This is a genomic window from Phytomonospora sp. NPDC050363 (assembly GCF_040655735.1).
Classification (GTDB): Bacteria; Actinomycetota; Actinomycetes; order Mycobacteriales; family Micromonosporaceae; genus Phytomonospora.
Genome location: NZ_JBFAKK010000004.1, coordinates 185,806 through 209,062, shown reverse-complemented (window position 1 = coordinate 209,062; position 23,257 = coordinate 185,806). Strand labels below are relative to the sequence as shown.

The window sequence follows — 23,257 nt, the reverse complement described above, 5'->3', positions numbered from 1 at the left end:
AACGGAGTGGGAGCGCTCCCACACAACCGAGAGGACCCCCGGTGGACAACGCAAACAGCCGGCGCCGCGCCGGCGCGCTCGCCATCGCCGCGGCCGTCGCCTTAGCCACCACGGCGATCGCCACATCCCCCGCACAGGCCGAAGGGCCCGAACTGATCTCCAACGGCACCTTCGGCAACGGCCACGCGCCCTGGTGGGGCACCGCGAACATCACCCTCGACTCCAGCGGCGGACAGCTGTGCGCCGACATCCCCGGCGGCACGGTGAACCCCTGGGACGTCATCGTCGGCTACGACGGCGTGCCGCTCCAGACCGGCGAGTCCTACGACTTCGGTTTCTTCGCCGCGGGCGACCCCTCGAAGGTCGCGCGGGCACTCGTCCAGCTCCCCGTCGCGCCCTACACCCAGTACCTCTCGGCCGCGCCCGAGCTCGCACCCGGCGGCGCCGCCTTCGCCTATACCTTCACCTCACCGGTCGACCTGCCCTCGGCGCAGGTCGCCTTCCAGCTCGGCGGCAGCGTCGACCCGTGGCGCTTCTGCCTCGACGACGTCACCCTCACCGGCGGCGCCGAACCGCCCGTATACGAGCCCGACACCGGACCCCGCGTCCGCGTCAACCAGGTCGGCTACCTCCCCGACGGCCCGAAGAACGCCACCTTGGTCACCGAGGCCACCGAACCGCTCCCCTTCACCGTCGTCGACTCCGGCGGCCGGGTCCTCACCCGCGGCACGACCGTCCCGCGCGGACTCGACGCCAGCTCCGGCCAGAACGTCCACTCGCTCGCCTTCGACGGCCTGCGCCGCGCCGCGAGCGGCCTCACGGTCGTCGCCGACGGCGAGACCAGCCGGCCCTTCGACATCGACGCGCGCATCTACGACCGGCTCGCCGTCGACGCCCTGCGCTTCTATTACCCGCAGCGCAGCGGCATCGCCATCAGTGAGGAACTGCGGCCCGGATACGCCCGTCCCGCCGGGCACGTGGGCGTCGCGCCCAACACCGGTGACACCCTCGTGCCCTGCCAGCCGGGCGTATGCGACTACAGCCTCGACGTCTCCGGCGGCTGGTACGACGCCGGCGACCACGGCAAGTACGTCGTCAACGGCGGCATCTCCGTGCACCAGCTCATGAGCGAGTACGAGCGCGGCCTCGCCGGCCGCGACGCGACCCTGGCCATCCCCGAGAGCGGCAACGGCGTCCCCGACATCCTCGACGAGGCGCGCTGGGAGCAGGAGTTCCTGCTGAGCATGCGCGTCCCGGCCGGGGAGCCGCTGGCGGGCATGGCCCACCACAAGATCCACGACGCGGCCTGGACCGGCCTGCCGCTCATGCCGCACCTCGACCCGCAGAAACGCGAACTGCACCCGCCGTCGACGGCCGCCACCCTCAACCTCGCGGCCACCGCCGCGCAGGCCGCGCGGATCTTCAAGCGCTTCGACCGCGCCTTCGCCGCCGAGAACCTCGCCGCCGCACGCGCGGCCTGGCAGGCGGCGCTGGCCAACCCCGAGATGTACGCCGATCCCAATGACGCCACCGGAGGCGGCGCCTACAACGACGCCGAGGTCAGCGACGAGTTCTACTGGGCGGCCGCCGAGTTGTACCTGACCACCGGTGACCGGACCTACCGCGACTTCGTGCTCGCCTCGCCGCACCACACCGGCGACATCTGGCGCGACCGCGGCTTCGACTGGGGCAACACCGCCCAGCTCGGCCGCATCGACCTGGCGACCCTGCCGAGCACGCTGCCGGGCCGGTCGGAGGTCAGGCGCTCGGTTCTGCGCGCCGCCGACGGCTACCTCGCCACGCTCGACGCCCACCCCTACGGCATCCCCTACGCCCCCGCCGGGAACTCCTACGACTGGGGCTCCAACCACCAGGTCGTCAACAACCTCATCGTGCTGGCCACCGCGCACGAGCTCAGCGGCTCGAAGAAGTACCTCGCGGGCGTGCTGGAGGGCATGGACTACATCCTGGGCCGCAACGCGCTCAACGTGTCCTATGTGACCGGATACGGCGATGTGGCGGCGGAGAACCAGCACAGCCGCTGGTACGCCGACCAGCTCGACCCGGCACTGCCGAACCCGCCCCCCGGCACCCTCGCCGGCGGGCCCAACTCCAGCATCCAGGACCCGCTCGCGCAGCGCCTGCTCACCGGCTGCGCCCCGCAGTTCTGCTACATCGATGACATCGAGTCGTGGTCGACCAACGAGCTCACCGTCAACTGGAACGCGCCTCTGGCGTGGATCTCGGCTTTCATCGCCGCACGCGGGGACTGCTGACCCTCCCCCGGCCGGCGGGCGCCCGTGGCGACACGGGCGCCCGCCGTTTCGCGTCCTGCGGGGCGTACGGCCTCGCGTTACAGGGCCGGATCCTCCTGCGCGGCCGGCCGCTCCGGGAGTTCGCCGACGGGCGCCGGATCGATGTCGAGGTCGGCAGCGAGGCGGAGCAGATCGGCGCGTTCGGCCTCGGTCACCGCGACCCGCTCGGCGGCCAGCGCGGCGAGGAGGGCCTCGAAGGCCAGGCGCCACTCGCCGGCGTCGAGGTCGTCGCGGGACATGTCGATCTCGGCGGCGTCGACCCGTCCGGACAGGGAGTCGAGGAGGGCCTCAAGCGCCCTCGTGATTTCACGCACGTCCATGTGCCTCGCGTCCTTCCGGCGGATTCTTCACGACACCGGGATCTCCCCGGCGGGGATAAGCCGTGGCAACGCTGCCGTCGGTTCTGAGATAAACGGTGATCTCGACGTCTTCTCGGACACCTTTGCACTGCCAAGTGCCATTTGTGCGCTGACGCGGGGGACTGCCAGGATTTCGGCCGACATCTTTGACCAAGCGGACAATGTCCTCATCCGTCCAGTCCTTGGGGAACTCGGTCTTGGCGGGGACACCGGCGCCGGATCGATGCCCACCGCTGCCGTCGCCGTGGCCGTAGAGGATATGGACGCGCGTGCCCGGGTCCAGGACGTGCCCGGGCCTCGTCGGCGGCTGTCCGCCGAGATGCCCCACCGCATTGGCCCAGTGCCCGTGGCGGGCGGGGTAAGCGAACCGCGGGCCGTCGGCGCCCGGGGCGCGGGCTCTTCAACTGCCACCCGCGACGGCGTGCGTCCGGGAGATGGCGTCCTCGGCGGCGTCCTTGAGCCCGTCGGCCTGGCCTTGCAGCGACTCGATCAGCGCGCGGACGGCGTCGAGGCCGGAGACCGTGTTCGCGGCGCCGAGTTCCTGGGCGCCCGTCAGGGCCTCCCCTGTCGCCGATAGGGCCAGCGCCGTCGCCTGCTGCGCTTCCCCGACCCGGTCGACGACCTGCTGGAGCGCGCTGATGACCTCTTCGATCCGCGACATGCCGCTCTCCGTCCTCTAAGGACTCAGGCAGGCCAGCCTAACGGGATCGACACACGGCGTGGGGGATTCTGTCACTGATCCGATCCGTGAGTGCGTGAATGATCACCCTGCGCATGAACGCGGGGAGGCCTTCGTGGCCTCCCCGCGTCCGCTTACGAGGTCAGCGTCAGAGTGAGCTTGTCCAGCGCCACCTGGAATCCCGGGCTGGCCGGGTTGCGGCCGACGATCGTCATCGTCAGGCGGTGCGCGCCGGTCGCGAGCTGGACCGGCCCGAGCGCCACCGGTTCCAGCTTGTAGGGCGCGGAGTACAGGTCGACCGGTGCTCCGAGCGGGACGCCGTCGATCGCGAACTGCACGATCCCGTAGTCGCGGGCGTAGAGCGAGGTGGTCGACACCGAGTACTGCCCGGCCATGTCGACGGTGAACTCCAGTTCGGCGGTGTCGCCGGCCTTCCCGGCGATGAACCGCAGCTGCTTGCCGCCGGAGAAGGCCTGCGAGCAGCAGTTGTTCTGGATCGCGAAACTCGCCGTCGTGGCGATCTGTTTCATGGTCTCGCCCTCGACCGTGAGCGAGTCACCGGAGACGCCGGCGAACTCGCCACTGAGCGGGCCCTCGCGTCCGGCGCCGTCGACGGCCCGGACCTGGTAGTGCCAGGTCTCGCGCAGGGGAAGCCCGGCGTGGTCGAAGCGGGCGCCCGGAACGGTGTCGAGCAGGTTCTCCTTCGACGGCGTGAAGCCCGGCGTGGTCGAGCCGAACACCTCGTAACCGGTGACCAGCACGTCATCGGTGGCCGGCTGCCACGTCACCCGCAGCGTCGAACTTCCCTCGACGGAGACGGCCACCGGGTCGGCGATCGGCCCCGGCGCGGTACGGTCCCTGGGCAGGGTGCCGGTCAGCTTGAGATCGACGTAGTCGACACCGATCTGGAAACCCTTCGCCGCGCTGTTCTTCCCCGCCGGCGCCAGCGTGACAACATGTCCGCCCTCGGCCATGGGCACGCCGCCGAGCGTGACGTCCCCGCTGTTCGCGACGCCGCTGGGAATGTAGGCGTCGAAAGGCGAACCGAGGACGTGGCCGTCGACGGCGAGCGTCGCCTGGCCGTAGTCGGGCGCCTTCGTGAACGCGGTGTGCACCTCGTAGGTTCCTGCGGCGGGAAGGTCGAGCGCGAGGTCGGCGAAGTCCGCGGCCGTCCGGGCCTGCACGAACACCTGCCCGTGGTCCGACCAGGTGCCGCTGTAGCCGCGCATCGGGTTCGGCGTGACGACGCCGGTGTTCGACCGCACCGGCGCCAGATCCTCGGCCTCGTAGCGGAGGGTGTCGCCGGTCGTGGCGGTGACGCGTCCGCTCGGGTCGGACGCGTTGCCCCACCCGTCGAGCGCGACGACCTTGAAGTACCAGGTCTGATGCGTGCCGAGACCGTCGACGCGCAGGCTCGTCAGCGCCGACTCGCCCAGCAGCGTCCGCCGGCCCGGCTTGAAGCGCGGATCCGTTGAGCCGTAGACCTTGTAGATGTCGGGGGCGACGTTGTCGACCGCCTCGTCCCAGGTGAGCTGGATGCGGTTGAGCCCGCCGACGCCCTCGGCCGCCAGGTTCGTGACCGGTTCGGGCGCCACGCCGTCGGGCGGGTGGCCGGGAGAGGAGGCCGCGCTGCCGACCAGGACTGTCGCCGCGGTGGCGGCCGCCGCGATGTACTGCTTGACCTTCACGCCCGCACCACCCCTCCGACACCGTTCTCGACGACGAAGGTCGCGTCGGTCGAGACCGGGGCGCCCTTCGTCGACACGTAGGGCAGGATCTTCATCTCCGTGGTCAGGGTGTCCTTGCCGACCGTCGTCGCGCCGTATCCGCGCCGGAAGCTGTGGTACTTCAGGTGCGGGTTCTCCGCCTGGAGGACCGGCCAGGTCGGGCGGGCGTCGGCGCCGTCGGTCTCCGAGGTGATCGAGGTGACCACGAACTCCGCGCCGATGGAGGCCGAGGCGGGGTCGTTGAAGTTCGCCTTGATGTCGGATACGTAGTGGGCGTGCACGTCACCGGTCAGCACGATCGGGTTGCTGGTGCCGGTCGCCTGGATGTGGCTGAGCAGGCGGTCGCGGGAGGCCGAGTAGCCGCTCCAGGAGTCCATCGAGAACGACTGGGCGGTGCCGGCGCTCTCGTCGATGGCGGAGAGGAAGACCTGCTGGGCGATGACGTTCCAGCGCGCCGGCGAGGAGTCGAGTTGCCCGTAGACCCACTGCTCCTGGTCGTTGCCGAGGAACTTGCGGGCCGGGTCGCTCGCCTCGGGGCAGGTCTTGATGCCGCCCCGGCAGGCCTGCGGGTCGCGGTACTGGCGGGTGTCGAGGACGACGAAGCGGGCCAGGTCGCCGTAGTCGAGGGAGCGGTAGATGCGCATGTCGATGCCGTGCGGGAGCGTCGACTTCCGCAGCGGCATGTTCTCGTAGTAGGCGCGGTAGGCGTTGCGGCGCCGCAGCGCGAACTCCTCGTCGGTCCAGGCGTAGGGGCTGTACATGCCGGAGTAGTCGTTGAGCAGCTCGTGGTCGTCCCAGGTCGGCAGCCAGGGCGCGGCGGCGTGGACCTGCTGGACCTCCGGCTCGACCTTCTGCTGGGCGAAGCGCATCCGGTAGTCCTCCACCGACATGCACGGGTACGGCGGGGCGTAGTTCTGGCGGACGTGGTTGGTCTCGACGCCGTACTCGTAGATGTAGTCGCCGAGGAAGACGATCAGGTCGAAGTCCTCCTCGGCCATGCGCTCGTAGGCGGTGTAGTAGCCGTACTCGTAGCTGGCGCAGGAGGCGAAACCGAAGCGGAACTCCGGTGACGTGCCCGGCGCCGGCGCGGTGCGGGTCCGGCCGACCGGCGAGACGTGACCGTCCACTTTGAACCGGTACCAGTACCACGTGTGCGGGGCGAGGCCGCCCAGTTCCACGTGCACCGCATGGCCGTACACCTGCCAGGCCACGCCCTTGCCGCGGCGCACGACCCGGCGGAAGTGCTCGTCGGCGGCGATCTCCCACTCGACCTCCACGTCCCGGCTGGGCATCCCCGCGTCGGCCTCGAAGGGCTTCGGCGCGAGGCGGGTCCACAGGACCACGCCGTCCGGAGTGGGCTCGCCCGAGGCGACGCCGAGGGTGAAGGGGTAGCGGAGCTTGTTGTTGCCGGCCCACGCAAGCGCCTGCGGGAGCACGATCGCAGCAGTTCCCGCCGCGGCCGTGCCCAGCAGGATGTTGCGCCGCGTTCTATTCATATGTGATGCCTCCAGGGGGTGTGCGGCCGAGACGAGAAGGGCGCGGGCCGCGCCGGGACTCGGTCGCCAAGAAGATCGCGCTCAAGCTATCGCGAGAAGATCCCGAGGGCTAGGGGCTGATGACGATTAAACAAACGATTTCGTTATTTACGGGCTGGCAGGAAGGTTGGGGAGGGGGCGATGTCCGCTTTGGGGTGGGTCGAGGGTGCGGGGTGGGGTCTGGTGTGGACGGTTGGGTATGCGGTTGGGCGTGGGCGACGTGGGCGACACGGAGGGGGGTGGGAGGGGCGGCGCGTGGGGATGGCTGGCGTGGGGCAGGGCGGGCTTGCGGGGTCACTGGCGCGGCTGCTGGGATGCGGCCAACGTAGACGCGGGTGGAGGCTCTGCCCGCCCGGACACGTTGCGACGCAGGCGGATCGTTGCCCGCCGAACACGTGCGGAGGCTCGCAGCTCGCCAGGCCGGCCCCTCGGACGCTCAGAACGCGCCAAGGCGCGGGTTCGGCTGATGCGGCTGGCACCGGGAGCTGCGTTCGAGGCTTGCCCCGGGAGTCACCATGCCACGCGCTCCTCCGGACACGACGCCTTGCAGCTGAGCGAGCGACGGGCGCCGGCGCAGGAACACGCGGGGGCCTCTCGCCGGCGGGATCGGTGGCGGCTGGCGGCTGGCACCGGCGCGCGTCAAACGCCGGGTTCGACGAACGGGCTCCCCCGCCCGCTCGGACGTCCGCCGCGCAGGAAGAGGCCGGGCACGCCAAAAGGTGCCGGGGCAGGAACACGCCGACGCGTGCGTTCTCTCCGGCGGCAGCGGTGGGATGGCGGCTGGCGAGGGCTGCCGCCGGCGCGCGCCAGACGCCCGCCTCGACACCGGGCTCCCCCGCCCGATCGGACACTCGCCTCGCACGCGAGACACCGGGCATGCCAATGGGTTCATCCACACCCGCCCGGCCGGCGCGCTCATTCGACGCGGGCTTCGGACGCCACACGTCCGCTCGAACACGACCTCTCGTGTGCGAACCGGGCGCGCCGAACGAGCGCCTCCACGGGCCCGGGAGCGGCGCTCCTCGGAGAGGTGCGGGCCACGCGTGGGACGCGGCGGTCGCGGTCTCGCCTTCCGTGTCGGTCCGGCCGGCCGCACGTGGGAGCCGACCGGGTCGGCGGCGGTGTCCGAGACTCTCGTGCTGGACGTGGCGCACCTGCGGCCGGCATTCGTCCTGCCGGACACCAGCGGCCGGATCATCGGCGCTTCGCCGAACGACCCCGCGAGACGTCGAGCCAACCCCGCGTGAGACGCCGGGCGCACCCAACGAGCGCGCCCGGCGTCCCCTCACAGCCTCACGGCCTTGGCCTCGACCTCAGCTCAAGCCCTCTCTCGGCCTCAGCCGCAATCTCGGCCCAGACCCTCCCGCCGCCTACGGCAGCTCGTAGTCCTCGTTCAGCGCGGCGCCCCGGTCGGGCTTGTACAGGTCGAACCCGCGGGCGTCGCACTGCAGTCCACCGTTGATGCAGTGGTCGACCAGCGCTGCCTGGGTCGCCGGCTCCCAGGCGTTGAAGAAGTCGTAGTGCCAGCTGAATCCTCTCCCTGAGGCCAGCTGCACCGCCGACATGTTCCCGTCGGTCGGGAAGGCGATCTTGTACTCCAGCATCGGCACGGGAACGGGGTGGCTCGCCGTGCAGGCGCCGTTGACCGGGTAGGCCATGTGGCTCTTGTGGTCGGTGGAGTCGAGGTGCACTCCATCCCAGCAGCTGGGGGCCTGGTATCGAATGTTGAGCTGGGTCCCCGCCGGACACCACGTCGGGAAGTCCCAGTTGTGGAAGCTCTCGCCGCACTCCCAGCCCTCGACGGCGCCGGGCGCCGTGCGGAACTGGTCGATCGTCGTGGTGGGACTGCCGACCACGAAACGGATCCCGAGCGGGAAGGGCTGCACGGCACCGTAGTCGAGGATCCCCGACTTGTAGTACAGCGTCTGGTGCCAGGTCGACAGGATCGGCGTGGCGCCGTTGGTCAGCGTCGGCACCCAGTAGGCGGACTTGTCCGCCGGCACCTTGCAGCTGGTCGTCCCCGCCAGCAGCGACTCGGTGGTGCTGGAGCCGTTGGTGGTGCGGTTGCCCATGAAGGTGTGGTTGTGCGACATGCCCGGGTGCCCGGGGTGGACGATCGGGTCGTCGCTTGCAGTGTGGGTGATGGTGCAGTTGGCCTGGAACTCGTGGTGCGTGACCAGCGGGTCGGCCTCGGCCGTGGCCGGCACGGCCAGTAACGCGGCCAGCAGTAACACGGCCGACAGGACGCGGGTTCTTGTCTTCGGCATGACTCCTCCTAGTTCCCGTAAACGCCGAACTCGAACAGGGAGTAGCCCCATTCGGTCCCGCGCTGGGTCCCGGTGACGCGCACGTACCGGGCGGTGGCATTGATGTCCACGTCGTCGGCACCGCCGTCTCCGGCGGTGGTGCTGTGGACGGTGGTCCAGCCGACGCCGTCGTTGGACACCTGGATCTGGTACGACCTGGCGAAGGAGGTCTCCCAGACGAGCTGGACGTGCCGGAACGCGGTGGGCGCGCCGAGATCCACCTGGATCCACTGCGGATCCGCCCAGTCGCTCGCCCAGCGGGTGGTGAGGTCGCCGTCGACGGCCTTGCCGGGGTTGTAGTCGCCCCAGGTCTGGTACGACGAGGCGGTGGCGGGTCTGCCCCGGGCGAGGTTGGTCCCGCTGACCGGCGGTGGCACGACACGGATCGAGCGCGTCTCGATGCCGATGTTGCCCTGACCGTCGCGGGCGTAGAGGTAGACCTTCCAGACGCCGAGCATCTGCGGGGCGGTGACCGAGAAGCTGCCGTCGGCGTTGCGGACGAAGGGCGCGTCGATGAAACCGCCCGCGTCGTTGATGTACTTCGAGTTCAGCTTCACCGCATAGGTGACGGCGTCACCGTTGGGATCACTGACGTTCGCGGTCATCCGGAACTGCGAACCGCCGGCGACCGCTCCGGCCCCGGCGACGTTGAGGTTCGTGATGACCGGCGGGGTGTTGGCCGAACCCTGTCCACTGTAGAGCTGCTTTACGGCGTAGTAGGACAGGCGCTTCTGGCCGGAGGGAAGCAGGTTGAACCAGACACCGCCGAAGTCCTCTTCGAGGCCGTAGTGGAACATCGTCGCGCCCAGGGACACACCGGTGTGGCCGGTGATGCAGTTCCAGGCGCTGGTGTACCCGTCGCGCTTCTGGACGTCGGTCGGCTCGTTCGGGACCCCGTTGGCATCGTCGGGAACCTCCCACTCACCGGCCGGGCCGGCCTCGGTGACGATGTACGGCTTGGTGTAGCCGCCGTCGATCCAGGCCTGCCGTACGCCGCAGACGGCGTTGTAGGCGTTGACCGCGTACAGGTCCAGGTCGGGCGAGTTCGCCTTGTAGTACGGCCAGGCGCCGACCCAGGCGTCGGTCGAGGTGACGGGGTGGTTGACGTCGATGGCGTGGATCGCCTTGGCGGCCTCGTTGACGAAGGTCGTGTAGGCGTTGCGCTGGTTCTCCAGTTCGGCTCCGGAGTAGCAGTTCTGGAGGCCGAGGACCGACTCGTTGCCGACGTTCCACATCAGCACGCCCTGGTGGTCCTTGTAGGTCGTGACCCAGTTGCGGATCTCGCCGAGCATGGTGGTCTTGTAGGCGGTGTCGGTCACGTAGTTGACGCAGCCGCCGCTGCCGGGTCCGCCGCCCGGCTGGAGCCAGAAGCCGGCGATGACGCGGATGCCGTTGGCCTGGGCGGTGTCGAAGAGCGGACGGCTGCTCGCGTCGGTGCCCCAGGTGCGGATCGTGTTGACGCCCATGGACTTCAGGTCGGGCATGTAGCGCCCCGCGTCGGCGACCGACGGCCCCCAGGTGAGGCCCTTGATCGTGTAAGGCTGTCCGCCGACGGTGAGCTGCCAGTTGCCCTGGCTGCCGACGACCTTGACCGGGCCGGGGCCGGGGGGCTGGCCGCCGGTGGTGCCGAAGACCTGGAACTCCCAGAGGGAGTAGCCGTAGCCGGTGGCGCGGGCGGTGCCGTACATGCGCACGTGGCGGCCGGTTCCGGAGACGTTGAAGGACTGTGCGCCGCCGGTGCCGGCGGCGGTGCTGTAAACGGTGGTCCACTGTGCTCCGTCGGCCGAGACCTGGAGCTGGAAGGCCCGTGCGTAGGCGCCCTCCCAGTTGAGCGTGATCCGCTCGACCGACGCCGTGGCGCCGAGGTCGACCTGGATCCACTGCGGGTCGGCGAAGGCGCTCGCCCAGCGGGTGCCGGTGTCGCCGTCGAAGGCGGCCCGGGCGGGGGTGTAGTCGGTGTTCTCGGTGGACGAGGCGGTCGCGGGCTTCCCCTGGGACAGCAGGGAGGGCGCGGCCGACACCCGGTCGGCGACGGCGGTTAAGCAGCCGAGCAGTAGCAGGACGGCACCTAGGACGGCGGTGAGGCGCGCCGGGATGCCGGGGGACCTGGCGTTCATCGGATCTCCTGTCGGATGACTGGGAGAGCGCTCTCCAATGTGGATCCGAGTGTTCCAGTTCGATCACAGAAATGTCAAGGATTGACCGAAGACGCAACGGATCGCGGGACCAACCGTCCCTTTCGGACAGACCGAGCGCACCGGATTCGCAGGACTACGGAGAGCGCTCTCCGGCGTGCTATAAAGACAGCCATGGACGTGGAGGGCCAGACCGAACGGCGATCACCCACCTTGGAACAGGTCGCGGACGTCGCGGGTGTCTCCCGCGCGACCGTCTCCCGGGTCATCAACGGTGTCCGCAACGTCGACCCGGCGCTGGCCGCCCAGGTGCAAGACGCCATCGCCGCCATCGGATACGTCCCCAACCGCGCGGCCCGCTCCCTGGTGACCCGCCGCGCCGACGCACTCGCCCTGGTCATCTCCGGCGCCGGCGACGGCGGACCGGGCTCGATACTGGGCGACCCGTTCTTCGGCCGAGTCGCCGGCGGAGTCATCGGATTCCTTCGCCCCCAGGGCATGCACCCCGTCCTGATGCTCGCCGAGTCCGAGCCGGCCCGCGACGAGGTCGTCGAATACCTCCGCCGGGGCAACGCCGACGGCGCCCTTCTGGTGTCGACGCACTCCGACGACTCACTTCCCGCCCGCCTCATCGAGGCGGGCGTTCCGTCGGTGCTCTTCGCCCGCCCGGCCGACCCGATCCCCATCAGCTACGTCGATCTGGCCCACCGCGACGGCGGCGGACTGGCCGCCGAGCACCTGTTGCGCCGCGGCTGCCGCATGATCGCCACCATCTCCGGTCCCCGCGCGGTGAACGCCTCACAGGAACGCCTCTACGGCTTCCGCGACGCGCTCGCCCGCCACGGCCGGCCCTACGTGCCGTGCGCGGAGGGCAACTTCACCCGAGACAGCGGCGAGCAGGCCATGAAGCGCCTGCTGGCCGCCCATCCCGACATCGACGGCGTGTTCGCCCTCAACGACCTGATGGCGCAGGGCGCGATCCACGCGCTGCGCGACAGCGGCCGCCCGGTGCCCGATCAGGTCGCCGTGGTGGGCTTCGACGACAGCAGCGCCGCCGTCGAGGAGCTGCCGGAACTGACGACGGTCCGGCAGCCGGTGGAGGACATGGCCGCCGAGATGGCGCGGATGCTCCTCGACCGCATCGCCGACCCCGGCCGCGAGGTGACCTCGGTGATCTTCGAGCCCGAGCTCGTCGTCCGCGAGAGCGGCTGAGTCAGGGCAGTTCCTTCCGGTAGACCGTCGAGCCGCGCCGGACCGACATCCCCACGCGCTCGTAGAGCGACAGCGCGCCGGTGTCGGAGTGCGTCCAGAGGGTGCAGGTGCCGCGTCCTCGCTCCGCGAATCCGGCGAACGCCTGCCGCAGCAGGGATCTGGCGATGCCGCGGCCCCGGTGGTCGCGGCGGACGGCGACCCGTTCGATGTAGCCGTCGGGCGAGTCGGGCTCGTCGAGGGACAGCACCGCGCCGACCATCTCGCCGCCGGCGAAGGCGACCGGCGAGGTGTCGGGGGCGAAGGTCGAGCGCCCTACGGTGAGCGCGGCCCACTCCTCGTAGCCCTTGCGGCGTTCCTGCCACTCGTCGAAGGCGTCCTCACTGACCCGGTGGGCGTCGTGTTCGTCCCCGGTGCGGAACATGCGGATCGTGACGCCGTCGGGCGGCGGTGGCGCGGCCTCGGCGGGCAGGGCGATCTCCAGCAACCAGGCGGTGACCACCGGCTCGAAGCCGGCCGCGCGCATCAGGGCGACGGCCGCGTGGTCGGCGTCCGGGACGGTCTGCGCCACTCGCGCGGTGCCCGAACGCCGCGCCCCCGCCTCCACCCATGCGAGCAGGGAGCTCCCGATCCCCCGGCCCCGGTGTCCGGGGTGGACGTCCACTTCGGACCTGCGGTCGACCCACGCACGGGCGGCCAAGGACCCGTCGTCGGCGAAGACGAGCATGGTGTCGAGCGCCGGGTCGAGGCCCGGGCGGGCGAGGTCGGCGGCGATCGCCTCCGCGTCCGTCTCGGCCCGGCCGTGCAGCACGCGCTCGCAGTCGACGACCAGCGCGTGAATGGCGGGGACGTCGGCGGAGCCGGCGGGGCGAGATGTGTAGCCGTCGAGGGTGATCATGCGGCGAAGTGTGCCCGGCCCGTCCGCCGAAAGCTATCCTTACGCCGAAAGGCGCAACCATGACTCTTCTCCGGCTCGGCCCCGCCGCCCTCTCCCGCTCCCGCTTCGCGATCTCACCGCTCGCCGAGACCCTCAGCGCCCTCATGGCGCTGCACCGGCCCACTCCCCCGCCGTGGCTGGCGGACTGGCACGCCCGCAACCGTCCCGCATACCTCGACTGGATCGCCGCCGACGACGTCGCGGCGGGCCTCCTGTCGCTGATCTCGGCGACGAAATGGCTGCCCGACACCGTCACACCCCCGCCCACCGGCGGCATGCGCACACGCCTCGCCGACGAACTCGCCGCCGTCGCCGCGCACGACGACACCACCGTCCGCGCCACCGTCGCCGACGCGCTCGCCGCCGCCCACGGCCCGCAGACCACCGCCTGGCTCGACGCCGACGGCCTCGCCCCGCGTGTCGCCGGCATCGTCGAGGACGGGTGGACGCGTTTCGTCGCGCCCGACTGGCCGCGCCGCCGGGCCATCCTCGAACGCGACGTGATGCACCGGGCCGGGATCCTCGCCGCCTTCGGGTGGCGGCAGGCCGTCGAGGGCATGACCCGGCGGTCGACCTGGATCGGCGAGGACGCCATTCGCTTCAGCGACCAGGCCTGGCCCGATCGGCACATCTCCGGGGAAGGGCTGATCTTCGTGCCGCACACCGCCGACAGCGGTTCGTGGACCTGCGAGCGGCCCCCGCATTTCGCGCTGGTCTACCCCGCGCGTGGCCCCGCCGCCGAGGTCGACCATTGCGGCCCCGACCCCCTCTCCGGCCTCCTCGGCGCCGGCCGCGCGCGTATCATGCGCGAGCTGACCAGGCCCGCGACGAGCAGCCAGCTCGCGAGGTCGCTGGAACTGTCGCTGGGGACGGTGAGCGCACACGTGGCGGTGCTGCGCGAGAGTGGCGTGATCGCGGGGGCGAGGGCGGGGCGGAGCGTCGTGTACGCACTGACGGAGAGGGGAGAGAGGTTGCTGAAGGTCCTGGGCGCCTGACGCCTACCCGAAGGGATGCCCTCACGGGCATGGGAAGGCCGCGAGGGCGAGCGATGGTTGAGACTCCGTCGGCCCCTCGCGCGGGCCGCTCCCCGACCGGATCGAGGTGCCCTCATGGGCCAAGTCGACGTTTCCGTCCGGACCGGCCTGTCGCTCAAGCAGTGCGCGGCGGCCTTCCGGGACGGCGCCGCCCGCACGCGAGGCTTCGGAACGCTGGTGGGCGGGATGCGGGAGCAGGCCGCCGGCAACGACACGGGGTTCTTCACTCCCCAGGACCACTCGGCTTTCCCGCGCCTCGACGGCGCCGACGAGCCCGACTTCACCCTGGGTGTGCGGGTCCCCAAGCAGTTCGGCATGACCACGAGCATGACGTCGGTGCACATGTACGTGTGGGACCGGCAGGCGCACCGCGAGGTCGCCGTGCTGGCCCCGTACGGGTTCGCCGAGGGCCGCCACGCGAACAAGGTGGTCGACAAGATCCTGGACGCCTTCCGGCGGCACGACCCCGGCGCGACGGTCGCGCGCGGCTGACCTGGACCGAAGGCGGCCTCAATGCTCCAGACCCTGCGGGACCTCGCGATCAACCTGCTCGCGAGCTTCATCTTCGCGATGCTGGCCCACCTGTACCAGAAGGCGCGCAACCGGACCGAGCCCGCGGCGGCCGAGCCGTCGGCACCGGGTTCCGGCGACCGCCACGTCTCCATCCTGGCCGCCGACTCCGCCGAATTCGCCTCGGCGCGACGATTCCGGGACGACCTGGGCTCCTTCGGCATCCTGGTGGCGGCCTCGGTGACGGTCTGCGTGCCGTTCCTGCTCGGCGCGGGGCTGCTGGCGGTCGCCGACTCGCTGATCGACAACAGCGAGCTGATCACCGAGCAGATGCGCCGCGAGGGCGGCGACGGCTACGTCCAGTACTGGCTCGGGTTCTCGCTGATCTGCGCGGCCGAGATCTGCTACCTGCTGTTTCGCCCGTGGCGAGGCCGGGTCTTCGGAGTCGTGCTCGGGATCGCGCTGGCGTTGTTCCTGGTCTACTTCAGCTTCCCGGCCTCACGCGGCGCGAGCCTGTTCTGAGGGCCGTTCAGACCCCGACCCGCTCCCTTTCGGCGGGCTCGGCGCGCACCGTCAGACGTCCGGTCCGGCGCGCCCACAGCTCGAACAGCACGGTGAAGAACGGGGGAATCGAGGCGGCGAGCGCGAAGAAGGTCGTCCAGGAGAACAGTCGCCAGCGCAGTTTGAGCGCGGTGAGCAGCGTGATGACGCCGTAGGCCACGAAGGCGGCGCCGTGGATCGGCCCGAAGATCTTCACGCCGATCTCGGTGGTGGACTCGGGGATGTACTTGAAGTACATGCCGGTCAGCAGTCCGGCCCAGGTGACGGCCTCGACGACGGCGATCACGGTGAACCAGCGCACCAGTGGCTCGCGGGCGGGCGGCGTTGCGTTCGTGCTCATCGGGCGCCTTTCGTGGTGTCCGGACCGTCGGGTGAGGGTACCGAACGGTGTTCGGTGCGCCCGAGGCGCGCGGTGCGGGCATGAGGTGGGTCATTCCGTCGCCGGGACCGGGATGTTACCCACCGGTAGGCCGGCGTCGCTAGGATGCCCGCAGTCCATCCGATCTGGAGGAGAACATGCGCAATTCCGGTCGCCGCATGGCGACTTTCTTAACCGCGACCCTCGGTGCGGCGCTGCTGGCGCTGCCGGGGAGCGCGGCGGCGGCGACGCCCGACGTGGTGATCGCCGAGGTCTACGGAGGTGGCGGCAACAGCGGCGCCCCCTTCGCCAACGACTACGTCGAGCTGCACAACCGGGGCGGTTCGCCGGTGAGCCTGGCGGGCTGGTCGGTGCAGTACGCGTCGGCCTCGGGGACGAGCTGGTCGGCGGCCGCGCTGAGCGGGTCGATCGCCGCCGGCGGACGCTACCTGGTGCGCCTCGCGGGCGGCACGAGCGGTGCCGGGTCGGCGCTGCCGGCCGCCGACGCGTCGGGGAGCCTGAACCTGTCGGCGACGACCGGGAAGGTCGCGCTGGTGACCTCGACGGCGGCGCTGGGCTGCGGCTCGAACTGCGACACGGCCGCGGGCGTACGCGACTTCGTCGGCTTCGGCGGCGCCAACGACTATGAGGGCTCGGCCGCCCCCGCGGGTTCGAACACGACCTCGGTGGCGCGCACGAACGTCGCCGCCGACGGTGACGACAACGGCGCCGACTTCGCCGCCGGCGCGCCGAGTCCGCAGAACACCTCGGGCAGTGGCGGCGGCGGAGGTACCTGCGCCTACCCGTCGACACGGATCCGGCAGATCCAGGGCGCGGCGCACAAGTCACCGATGGCCGGCTCGGCCGTCAACGACGTGCGCGGTGTCGTCACCGCCGTGTCGTCGACCGGCTTCTGGTTCCAGGACCCCTGCGCCGACGGCGATCCGGAGACCTCGGAGGGCGTGCTCGTCTACACCTCGTCGGCTCCGTCGGTGACCGTCGGCGACGAGGTCGCGGTGAAGGCCACCGTCACCGAGTTCCGCCCCGGCGGGACGGCGACGACGAACCTGGCCACCACCGAGCTGACCGCACCGACGGTCACCAAGCTCGGTACGCGGGCGCTTCCGGCCGCGACGGTCGTGGGCACCGGCGGGCGCGTCCCACCGGCCGCCGTGATCGATGATGACGCCAGCGGCGACGTCGAAGTCTCCGGCACCTTCGACGCGGCCACCGACGGCATCGACTTCTACGAGTCGCTTGAGGGCATGCGGGTGCAGGTGAACAACCCCGTGGCCACCGGCCCGAGCACGTCCTTCGGCGAGATCCCCGTCCTCGCCGACGACGGCGCCGGCGCCTCGGTGCGCACGACCCGCAAGGGCATCGCGATCCGCTCGGCCGACTTCAACCCCGAGCGGGTCATCCTCGACGACGCGGTCCTGGCCGCTTCGACGCCGGCCGGCGTCAACGTCGGCGACCACTTCTCCGGCCCGGCCGTCGGCGTGCTCGATTACGCCTTCGGCAACTTCAAGCTGGAGCTGACCGGGGCGCTCACGCGCGTCGCGGGCGGGCTCACCGCCGAGACCACGGCGGCGGCGGGCACCGGTGAGGTCTCGGTCGCGGCGTTCAACGTCGAGAACCTCGACCCGACCGATCCGCAGAGCAAGTTCGACGGGCTCGCGCGGCAGATCGTCACCAGCCTCGCCGCGCCCGGCATCATCGCCGTCGAGGAGATCCAGGACGACAACGGTGCCTCCGACACCGGTGTGGTCACCGCCGGCCAGACCTTCGCCAAGCTCATCGCGGCGATCACGGCCGCCGGTGGTCCGGCCTACGACTGGCGCAGTGTCGACCCGGTGAACAACGCCGACGGCGGCGAGCCGGGCGGGAACATCCGCGTCGGTTTCCTGTTCCGCACCGACAAGGTGCAGTTCACCGGCGGGACCCCGGGCGCAGCGGCGACGGCCGTCGCCGCTTCGGCGAGCGGGAACGCCGCCGACCCGGTCGCGCTGAACGTCAACCCGGGCCGGATCAGCCCGTCGAACGCGGCCTTCAACGCCAGCCGCAAGCCGCTGGTCGGGAAGTTCACCGTGAACGGCAAGCCCTTGTTCGTCATCGCCAACCACTTCAACTCCAAGGGCGGCGACGACCCGCTGTTCGGTCGCGTCCAGCCGCCGAAGCGCAGCAGTGAGACCCAGCGCAACCAGCAGGCGCAGCTCGTCGCCAACTTCATCGCGCAGGTCCGCGCGATCGACACGAACGCGCGGGTCGTGGTGGCGGGGGATCTCAACGACTTCGATTTCTCGGCCACTGTCGCCAAGTTGACCGCGGTCGGCATGAAGGACCTCCCGGCGGCGCTGCCGGAGGCCGAGCGGTACACCTACGTCTTCGAGGGCAACTCGCAGGTCCTCGACCACATCCTGATCTCGCCGTCGCTGGTGAGCGCGGGGTATGCGTACGACGTGGTGCACACCAACGCGGAGTTCGCGGGGCAGCTGAGCGACCATGATCCGCAGGTCGTGCGGTTGAAGATCTAGCGTGGGCGGGCGCTCGCCGGGACGGCGGGCGCCCGCTTCGCACATGGGCGATCACTCTGCCGCTGGTCCGCTCATCCCGCAGCGTGGAAGCCACCTGTGGAAAACCGGTGTTCCTAGACTCGGGGACGCGGCACCGCACCGAACCTCTCCGCCAGCGCCACCGTCCGCTCGGCGGCGGCGATCATCGCGCGGTCGGCGAAGCGGCCGTCGGCCAGTACCACCGTTCCGGACCCCCGAGCGTCGGCGCCGGCCATCGCCGACAGCAGCACGCGCGCCTTCTCGACCTCGGGATCGGCCGGCCGAAAGGCCTCCGCGATGACCGCCAGCTGTTTGGGGTGGATCGCGGTGCGGCCGAGGAAGCCAAGGGCGCGGCCGCGCACACAGGAAACCGCCAGACCGTCCATGTCGGACACATTCGTGAACGCCGACATCGCCGGCGGCGCGAGTCCCGCCGCCCTCGCCGCCACGACGATCCGGCTGCGGGCGTAGACCAGTCCCGCCTCATCGGCGACGTTCAGGTCCGCCGACAGGTCGGCCTCGCCGAGGCCGATGGATCGCACCCAGGGATGGGCGGTGGCGATCTCGTGGGCCGCCTCGACGCCGGACGCCGACTCGATGAGGCAGTGCAGCTCGGGCTCGCGGACGGTCAGCTCCGCGACGCGGGCCGCCAGCTCGCAAACCTGCCCGCCCGACTGGACCTTCGGGAGGCGCAGTCCCGTCAGGCCGCGCGCGTTGGCGACGGCGGCGAGGTCGGCCCCGACGTCGGGGCCGGTCAGGTCGTTCACGCGCACCTGGATCGGCACCGCGCGCGGCTTGGCGAGATAGGCAGCGGCGGCCTCGCGGGCGGCGGCCTTGTTGGGCGCCGCGACGGCGTCCTCCAAGTCGAGGATCACCGCGTCGGCTCCCGACGCGAGGGCCTTGTCGAAGCGGTCGGGCCGGTCCCCCGGGACGTACAGCAGGGTCAGCGGCTCGCTCATATCGCGCCCCTCTCCCGCAGCCCGGCGATCTCCTCGCCCGACAGGCCCAGCTCGCCGAGGACCTCGTCGGTGTCGGCGCCGTGCGGGCGGCCGGCGAAGCGGATCTCGCCGGGCGTGCCCGACATGCGGAACAGCACGTTCTGCATGGCGACCTCGCCGAGTTCGGGGTCGGGAACACTGTGGACGGTGCCGAGTGCCTGGAACTGCGGATCGGCGATGATGTCGGGGATCTCGTACACCGGCGCCACCGCGGCCTGCGCGTCCTCGAAGGCCGCGACGACCTCGCTCGCCGGGCGCTCGGCGACCCACGCCGAGACGGCCTCGTCGAGTTCGTCGGCGTGCGCGGCCCGGCCGCTGCCGGTGGCGAACCACTCCTCGTCGACGAAGTCGGGCCGCCCGACGAGCTTGACGACGCGCTCGGCGATGCTCTGCGCGCTCGTCGACACGGCGAGCCAGCGGCCGTCGGCGGTCTGGTAGGTGTTGCGCGGCGCGTTGTTGCTCGACCGGTTCCCGGTGCGAGGCTGGACGTAGCCCAGCTGCGTGTACCAGGTGATCTGCGGCCCGAGCAGCGCCATGATCGGCTCGATGATCGCCAGGTCGACGACCTGCCCGCGCCCGGTGGCGTTCCTGGTGTTGAGGGCCAGCGAGGTGGCCAGCGCCGTCGACAGCGCGGCGATCCCGTCGGCGAGCCCGAACGGAGGAAGGGTCGGCGGGCCGCCCGGTTCGCCGGTGGCGGCGGCGAACCCGCTCATCGCCTCGGCGAGCGTCCCGAAGCCGGGACGCGCGGAGTAGGGCCCGAACTGGCCGAAACCGGTGACCCGGGTGAGGATCAGCCCGGGGTTGGCCTTCGACAGCTCCTCGTAGCCCAGCCCCCAGCGTTCCAGGGTGCCGGGACGGAAGTTCTCGATGATGACGTCGGCCTCGGCCGCCATGCGCAGCAGCACGTCGCGTCCGTCCGGTGTGGACAGATCGAGGGTGATGGCGCGCTTGTTGCGTCCCAGCACCTTCCACCACAGGCCGACCCCGTCCTTGCTCGGGCCGTGGCCGCGAGAGGGATCGGGCTTGCGGGGGTGCTCGACCTTGACGACGTCGGCGCCGAAGTCGGCGAGCGTCGCCCCGGCCATCGGCCCGGCGAAGAGGGTGGCCAGCTCGATGACGCGGACGCCGTCGAGCGCGCCGATCACTTCTCCTCCCCGGAGAGGTCGGCGGCGCAGCGGAAGCCGATCGAGGACGAGCGGGCCAGCCCGGCGCCGGGGACCAGGAACTTCACGCTCACCTCGGGTGGCTGCGGACCTCCGTCGAGGTACCAGTCGGAGCCGCCGGCGGCGTAGTCGCTTCCGCCTTTGAGGATGGTGAAGCGAGTGCGGCCGTCGGTGTGCTCGCTCTCGGTCCAGTTCCACACGCGCGGACCGTGCTGGTCGAGGAGCCCGTCCTCGGCGGCGGCCTGCCATTCGTCCTCGGTGGGCAGGCGCAGGCCGGCCCAGGCCGCGTAGGCGCGGGCGTCGTCGAGATCGACGTGGGTGACCGGGTCGTGTTCCCTTCCGGCGGGCGGGCGGCCGTCGGACCAGTGGTCGAGGAGGCGTTCGGCACGGGCGGGGCGATGGCCGGAGTCGGCGATGAACTCGGCGAACTCGGCGTTGGTCACCTCGCGGGCCGAGATCGCGTAACGCGTCAGCGTCACCGGGCGGATGAGGCTGTGGGTGTTGTGCAGGCGCGGGGGAAGCGGCTTCCACTCGTCGACGTAGGGGACCTCGCCGTAGAGGCCGGTCTCGCGCAGACGGTAGCGGACCGTCAGTTCGCGCGGACCTCCATCCACAACGGACATTCCATTGGGGACGGAATCGCGTGCGGCCTGGGGCGCCGGCGTGCGGACCGCCGAGCGTCGGGGGTAGGTCGTGTCGAGCGGTCCGGGCTCGTGGACGGGCAGGATCACCGGCACCGGGCTGGCCAGCACGGCGGCGACACCGCCCTCGGCGATCGGGCCGCCGACGGCGATGCGCCCGTCGTCGAGGGTCTTCGGCGTCAGCTCGGTCCCGGTGGTCAACTCGAACCAGCGGTGGCCGGGGCGCTCGTCGGTGACCAGCCAGGGTCCGTCGTGGGCCGGGCCGGGATTGGCGACCGTCCACAGTGGCGTGTCGAGGTGATCCCAGCGCGACGCGTACACCGAGACCCCCTCACCGGGATGGTCGGCCAGCGGCGTCCAGCCGCCGTCGCGAAGCCACGCGGCGTAACCGTTCCAGACGCGGCGCATGGCGCGCAGCAGGCCCTTGTCCCGGTCGTTCCAGCCGACCCAGGAACCGAAGACGCTCTCCCAGACCAGCATCCCGGCGCCGTTGAGCCACGCCGAGTGCAGCTCGCCGGAGTGGTCGCGATGCCAGCGGCGGGTGTGGTGCGGCATGTGGCGGGGCTCGAACCAGCGCGACCGCAGCACGCCCGGGACCTCGCTGTCGGCGAACCACTGCGCCCACGACATCGGGTGGTCGCAGACCCGCTCCAGCGGCAACCGCGACTCGCCCTCCAGCGCGACTCCGGGCCGAACGGCGTCGAGGGCCTCGCGCAGGACCGTGCCGCCCTCCTTCATCGTGTCGAGGAAGACACCGTCGACGCCCAGCCACTCCACGATCTGGGCGACCGCGGCGATGTCGTCGACCGCTTCGCGCCGGGTGCCCACATCCCAGGGGTTGTAGTCGACGAAGACCCGCACACCGCGTGCCTGGAAGGCCGCGACCAGACCGGGCAGCTCGGGCACCTGCCGGTAGAAGTCGAACTGGTTGCGGTCGTCGAGGCCGATGACGGGATAGGCGTGCCACAGCACGACGCCGTCGAAGCCGCCGAAGTCGCGCTGGGCGACCTCCAGGAACCGCTCGGGGGTGAAGCGCCCGGTCGCGTGGTCGTAGAGCAGCTCGTCCCACAGCCACGCCAGGCACACGACGTAGTTGGTGGCCACCCAGTCGAACTCGGGCCGCGCGTAGAGCTCGTCGTCATAGGCGATGCGCTCGACGGCGTCGGTCCGCCACCGGCTCAGCGCCGCCCGCCAGGCCGGCCACTCGGCCGGATCGTCCGGCGCGGCGAAGATCTTCGCGTCGTCGAGTACGCGCAGGTCGGCGCCGTCGAGGGGCACGTCCGCGGGCTTGTCGATCGGCCTCGGGACGTAGGGGTTGAAACTCACGGGTAGGTCACCTCGTACAAGTCGTCGATCTCGGCTCGGCCGGGCAGGGCGCTCGTGGCGCCGGGCCGCTGGACGGTCACGCCTCCGGCGGCACTGGCCCAGCGACAGGCCTCGGGCAGGTCGCGGCCTTCCGCCCAGGCGACCGCGAGCGCGCCGGTGAAGGAGTCACCGGCGGCGGTGGTGTCCACCACCGTCACCTTAGGCGCGGCGACGGTCTCACGACGACCGCCGCGGTCGCCGTACACCGACCCGGCTCCGCCCAAGGTGAGCACGACGTGCGGAACCACCCGCACGAGCGCGTCGATCAGTGATCCGGGGTCGGTGGCCTCGGTGTCGGCCAGCGTGCGGGCCTCTCCCTCGTTGACCACCAGGAGGTCCACAAGGGACAGGAGCTCCGCCGGCAGTTCGCGGGCGGGCGCGGCGTTGAGCACCACGCGGGTTCCGGCCTCGCGTGCCGCCCGCGCGGCCTCCAGCACCGCGAGCAGCGGAACCTCCAGCTGACACACCAGGACGGAGGCGGCGGCGATGCGGCCGCGGTCCTCGACGGTCAGGTTCCGCAGTTCGCCGTTGGCGCCCGGCGCGACCACGATGCTGTTCTCACCGGCGTCGTCGACGGCGATCAGCGCCACTCCGGACGGACCGGGAACCGTTCGCAGGCCGTCGATGTCGACGCCGGAGAGTTCGAGGGCCGAGCGCAGCTCGGTGCCGAACCCGTCGGAGCCGACCGCGCCGATGAAGGCCGTGCGGCCCCCGGCCCGCGCGGCGGCGACGGCCTGGTTGGCCCCCTTGCCGCCCGGAACGGTGCTGAAGCCGTGTCCCAGCACCGTCTCGCCGGGAGCGGGCAGGGTCGGGGTGGTGGCGACGAGGTCCATGTTGACGCTGCCGACCACGGTCACTTCAAGGCTCATGCGC

General features: G+C 71.2%; 19 protein-coding genes. 6 read left to right on the top strand and 13 right to left on the bottom strand.

Annotation, left to right across the window (positions count from 1 at the left end; all coding sequences use genetic code 11):
• Positions 1-41 precede the first annotated feature (41 nt).
• Positions 42-2,276 carry a glycoside hydrolase family 9 protein gene (locus tag AB0I28_RS12060; protein WP_357492356.1) on the top strand — a complete coding sequence of 745 codons (2,235 nt, stop codon included), beginning with the start codon at positions 42-44 and terminating at the stop codon, positions 2,274-2,276.
• A 77-nt stretch (positions 2,277-2,353) separates the two neighbouring features.
• Here the strand turns inward: AB0I28_RS12060 and AB0I28_RS12055 are convergent, their stop codons facing one another.
• The 7 genes from AB0I28_RS12055 to AB0I28_RS12025 all read right to left on the bottom strand — a co-directional run bounded on the left by AB0I28_RS12055 (position 2,354) and on the right by AB0I28_RS12025 (position 11,038).
• Positions 2,354-2,635 (bottom strand): MafI family immunity protein, encoded by a 282-nt coding sequence (locus tag AB0I28_RS12055; protein ID WP_357492354.1) that lies wholly within the window; start codon positions 2,633-2,635, stop codon positions 2,354-2,356.
• The gene (locus AB0I28_RS12050) at positions 2,622-3,002 is read right to left on the bottom strand and encodes an EndoU domain-containing protein (protein ID WP_357492352.1); all 381 of its coding nucleotides are present in this window, start codon (positions 3,000-3,002) and stop codon (positions 2,622-2,624) included. Before AB0I28_RS12050 ends, AB0I28_RS12055 begins: the two co-directional genes overlap by 14 nt.
• A gap of 72 nt (positions 3,003-3,074) precedes the next feature.
• The gene (locus AB0I28_RS12045; protein ID WP_357492350.1) at positions 3,075-3,335 is read right to left on the bottom strand and encodes a hypothetical protein; all 261 of its coding nucleotides are present in this window, start codon (positions 3,333-3,335) and stop codon (positions 3,075-3,077) included.
• 152 nt (positions 3,336-3,487) lie between these two features.
• Positions 3,488-5,041 carry a hypothetical protein gene (locus AB0I28_RS12040; RefSeq protein WP_357492349.1) on the bottom strand — a complete coding sequence of 518 codons (1,554 nt, stop codon included), beginning with the start codon at positions 5,039-5,041 and terminating at the stop codon, positions 3,488-3,490.
• Positions 5,038-6,576, bottom strand: a complete 1,539-nt coding sequence (locus AB0I28_RS12035; protein WP_357492347.1) for an alkaline phosphatase D family protein — start codon at positions 6,574-6,576, stop codon at positions 5,038-5,040. The genes AB0I28_RS12040 and AB0I28_RS12035 overlap by 4 nt, the downstream gene beginning before the upstream one ends.
• A gap of 1,409 nt (positions 6,577-7,985) precedes the next feature.
• Positions 7,986-8,882 carry a DUF1996 domain-containing protein gene (locus AB0I28_RS12030; protein WP_357492345.1) on the bottom strand — a complete coding sequence of 299 codons (897 nt, stop codon included), beginning with the start codon at positions 8,880-8,882 and terminating at the stop codon, positions 7,986-7,988.
• An 8-nt stretch (positions 8,883-8,890) separates the two neighbouring features.
• The gene (locus AB0I28_RS12025; protein WP_357492343.1) at positions 8,891-11,038 is read right to left on the bottom strand and encodes a discoidin domain-containing protein; all 2,148 of its coding nucleotides are present in this window, start codon (positions 11,036-11,038) and stop codon (positions 8,891-8,893) included.
• A 192-nt stretch (positions 11,039-11,230) separates the two neighbouring features.
• On the opposite strand from AB0I28_RS12025, the gene AB0I28_RS12020 reads away from it, so the two are divergent.
• Positions 11,231-12,268, top strand: a complete 1,038-nt coding sequence (locus AB0I28_RS12020; protein WP_357492341.1) for a LacI family DNA-binding transcriptional regulator — start codon at positions 11,231-11,233, stop codon at positions 12,266-12,268.
• A 1-nt stretch (position 12,269) separates the two neighbouring features.
• On the opposite strand, the gene AB0I28_RS12015 is transcribed toward AB0I28_RS12020, so the two are convergent.
• Positions 12,270-13,163, bottom strand: a complete 894-nt coding sequence (locus tag AB0I28_RS12015) for a GNAT family N-acetyltransferase (protein ID WP_357492339.1) — start codon at positions 13,161-13,163, stop codon at positions 12,270-12,272.
• A 59-nt stretch (positions 13,164-13,222) separates the two neighbouring features.
• On the opposite strand from AB0I28_RS12015, the gene AB0I28_RS12010 reads away from it, so the two are divergent.
• The 3 genes from AB0I28_RS12010 (at position 13,223) to AB0I28_RS12000 (ending at position 15,268) form a co-directional block, all read left to right on the top strand.
• Positions 13,223-14,197, top strand: a complete 975-nt coding sequence (locus AB0I28_RS12010; protein WP_357492337.1) for a winged helix-turn-helix domain-containing protein — start codon at positions 13,223-13,225, stop codon at positions 14,195-14,197.
• Between the two features lie 114 nt (positions 14,198-14,311).
• Positions 14,312-14,728: a hypothetical protein gene (locus AB0I28_RS12005; protein ID WP_357492335.1), complete on the top strand. Its 417-nt coding sequence runs from the start codon at positions 14,312-14,314 to the stop codon at positions 14,726-14,728.
• A 21-nt stretch (positions 14,729-14,749) separates the two neighbouring features.
• Positions 14,750-15,268, top strand: a complete 519-nt coding sequence (locus tag AB0I28_RS12000; protein WP_357492333.1) for a hypothetical protein — start codon at positions 14,750-14,752, stop codon at positions 15,266-15,268.
• Between the two features lie 7 nt (positions 15,269-15,275).
• On the opposite strand, the gene AB0I28_RS11995 is transcribed toward AB0I28_RS12000, so the two are convergent.
• A complete protein-coding gene (locus AB0I28_RS11995) occupies positions 15,276-15,647 on the bottom strand; it encodes a DUF3817 domain-containing protein (RefSeq protein ID WP_357492331.1) in 372 nt (123 codons plus the stop codon).
• A gap of 197 nt (positions 15,648-15,844) precedes the next feature.
• On the opposite strand from AB0I28_RS11995, the gene AB0I28_RS11990 reads away from it, so the two are divergent.
• On the top strand, positions 15,845-18,199 hold the full coding sequence (locus tag AB0I28_RS11990) for a lamin tail domain-containing protein (RefSeq protein ID WP_357492329.1): 2,355 nt from the start codon (positions 15,845-15,847) through the stop codon (positions 18,197-18,199).
• Between the two features lie 113 nt (positions 18,200-18,312).
• On the opposite strand, the gene AB0I28_RS11985 is transcribed toward AB0I28_RS11990, so the two are convergent.
• Genes AB0I28_RS11985 through AB0I28_RS11970 form a run of 4 tightly spaced genes read right to left on the bottom strand, consistent with a single transcriptional unit; the run spans position 18,313 to position 23,253 of the window.
• Positions 18,313-19,176: a CoA ester lyase gene (locus AB0I28_RS11985; protein WP_357492327.1), complete on the bottom strand. Its 864-nt coding sequence runs from the start codon at positions 19,174-19,176 to the stop codon at positions 18,313-18,315.
• Positions 19,173-20,360: a CoA transferase gene (locus tag AB0I28_RS11980; protein WP_357492325.1), complete on the bottom strand. Its 1,188-nt coding sequence runs from the start codon at positions 20,358-20,360 to the stop codon at positions 19,173-19,175. Before AB0I28_RS11980 ends, AB0I28_RS11985 begins: the two co-directional genes overlap by 4 nt.
• Positions 20,357-22,345 carry an SUMF1/EgtB/PvdO family nonheme iron enzyme gene (locus AB0I28_RS11975; protein ID WP_357492323.1) on the bottom strand — a complete coding sequence of 663 codons (1,989 nt, stop codon included), beginning with the start codon at positions 22,343-22,345 and terminating at the stop codon, positions 20,357-20,359. The genes AB0I28_RS11980 and AB0I28_RS11975 overlap by 4 nt, the downstream gene beginning before the upstream one ends.
• Positions 22,342-23,253 (bottom strand): ribokinase, encoded by a 912-nt coding sequence (locus tag AB0I28_RS11970; protein ID WP_357492321.1) that lies wholly within the window; start codon positions 23,251-23,253, stop codon positions 22,342-22,344. The genes AB0I28_RS11975 and AB0I28_RS11970 overlap by 4 nt, the downstream gene beginning before the upstream one ends.
• Positions 23,254-23,257: the final 4 nt, after the last annotated feature.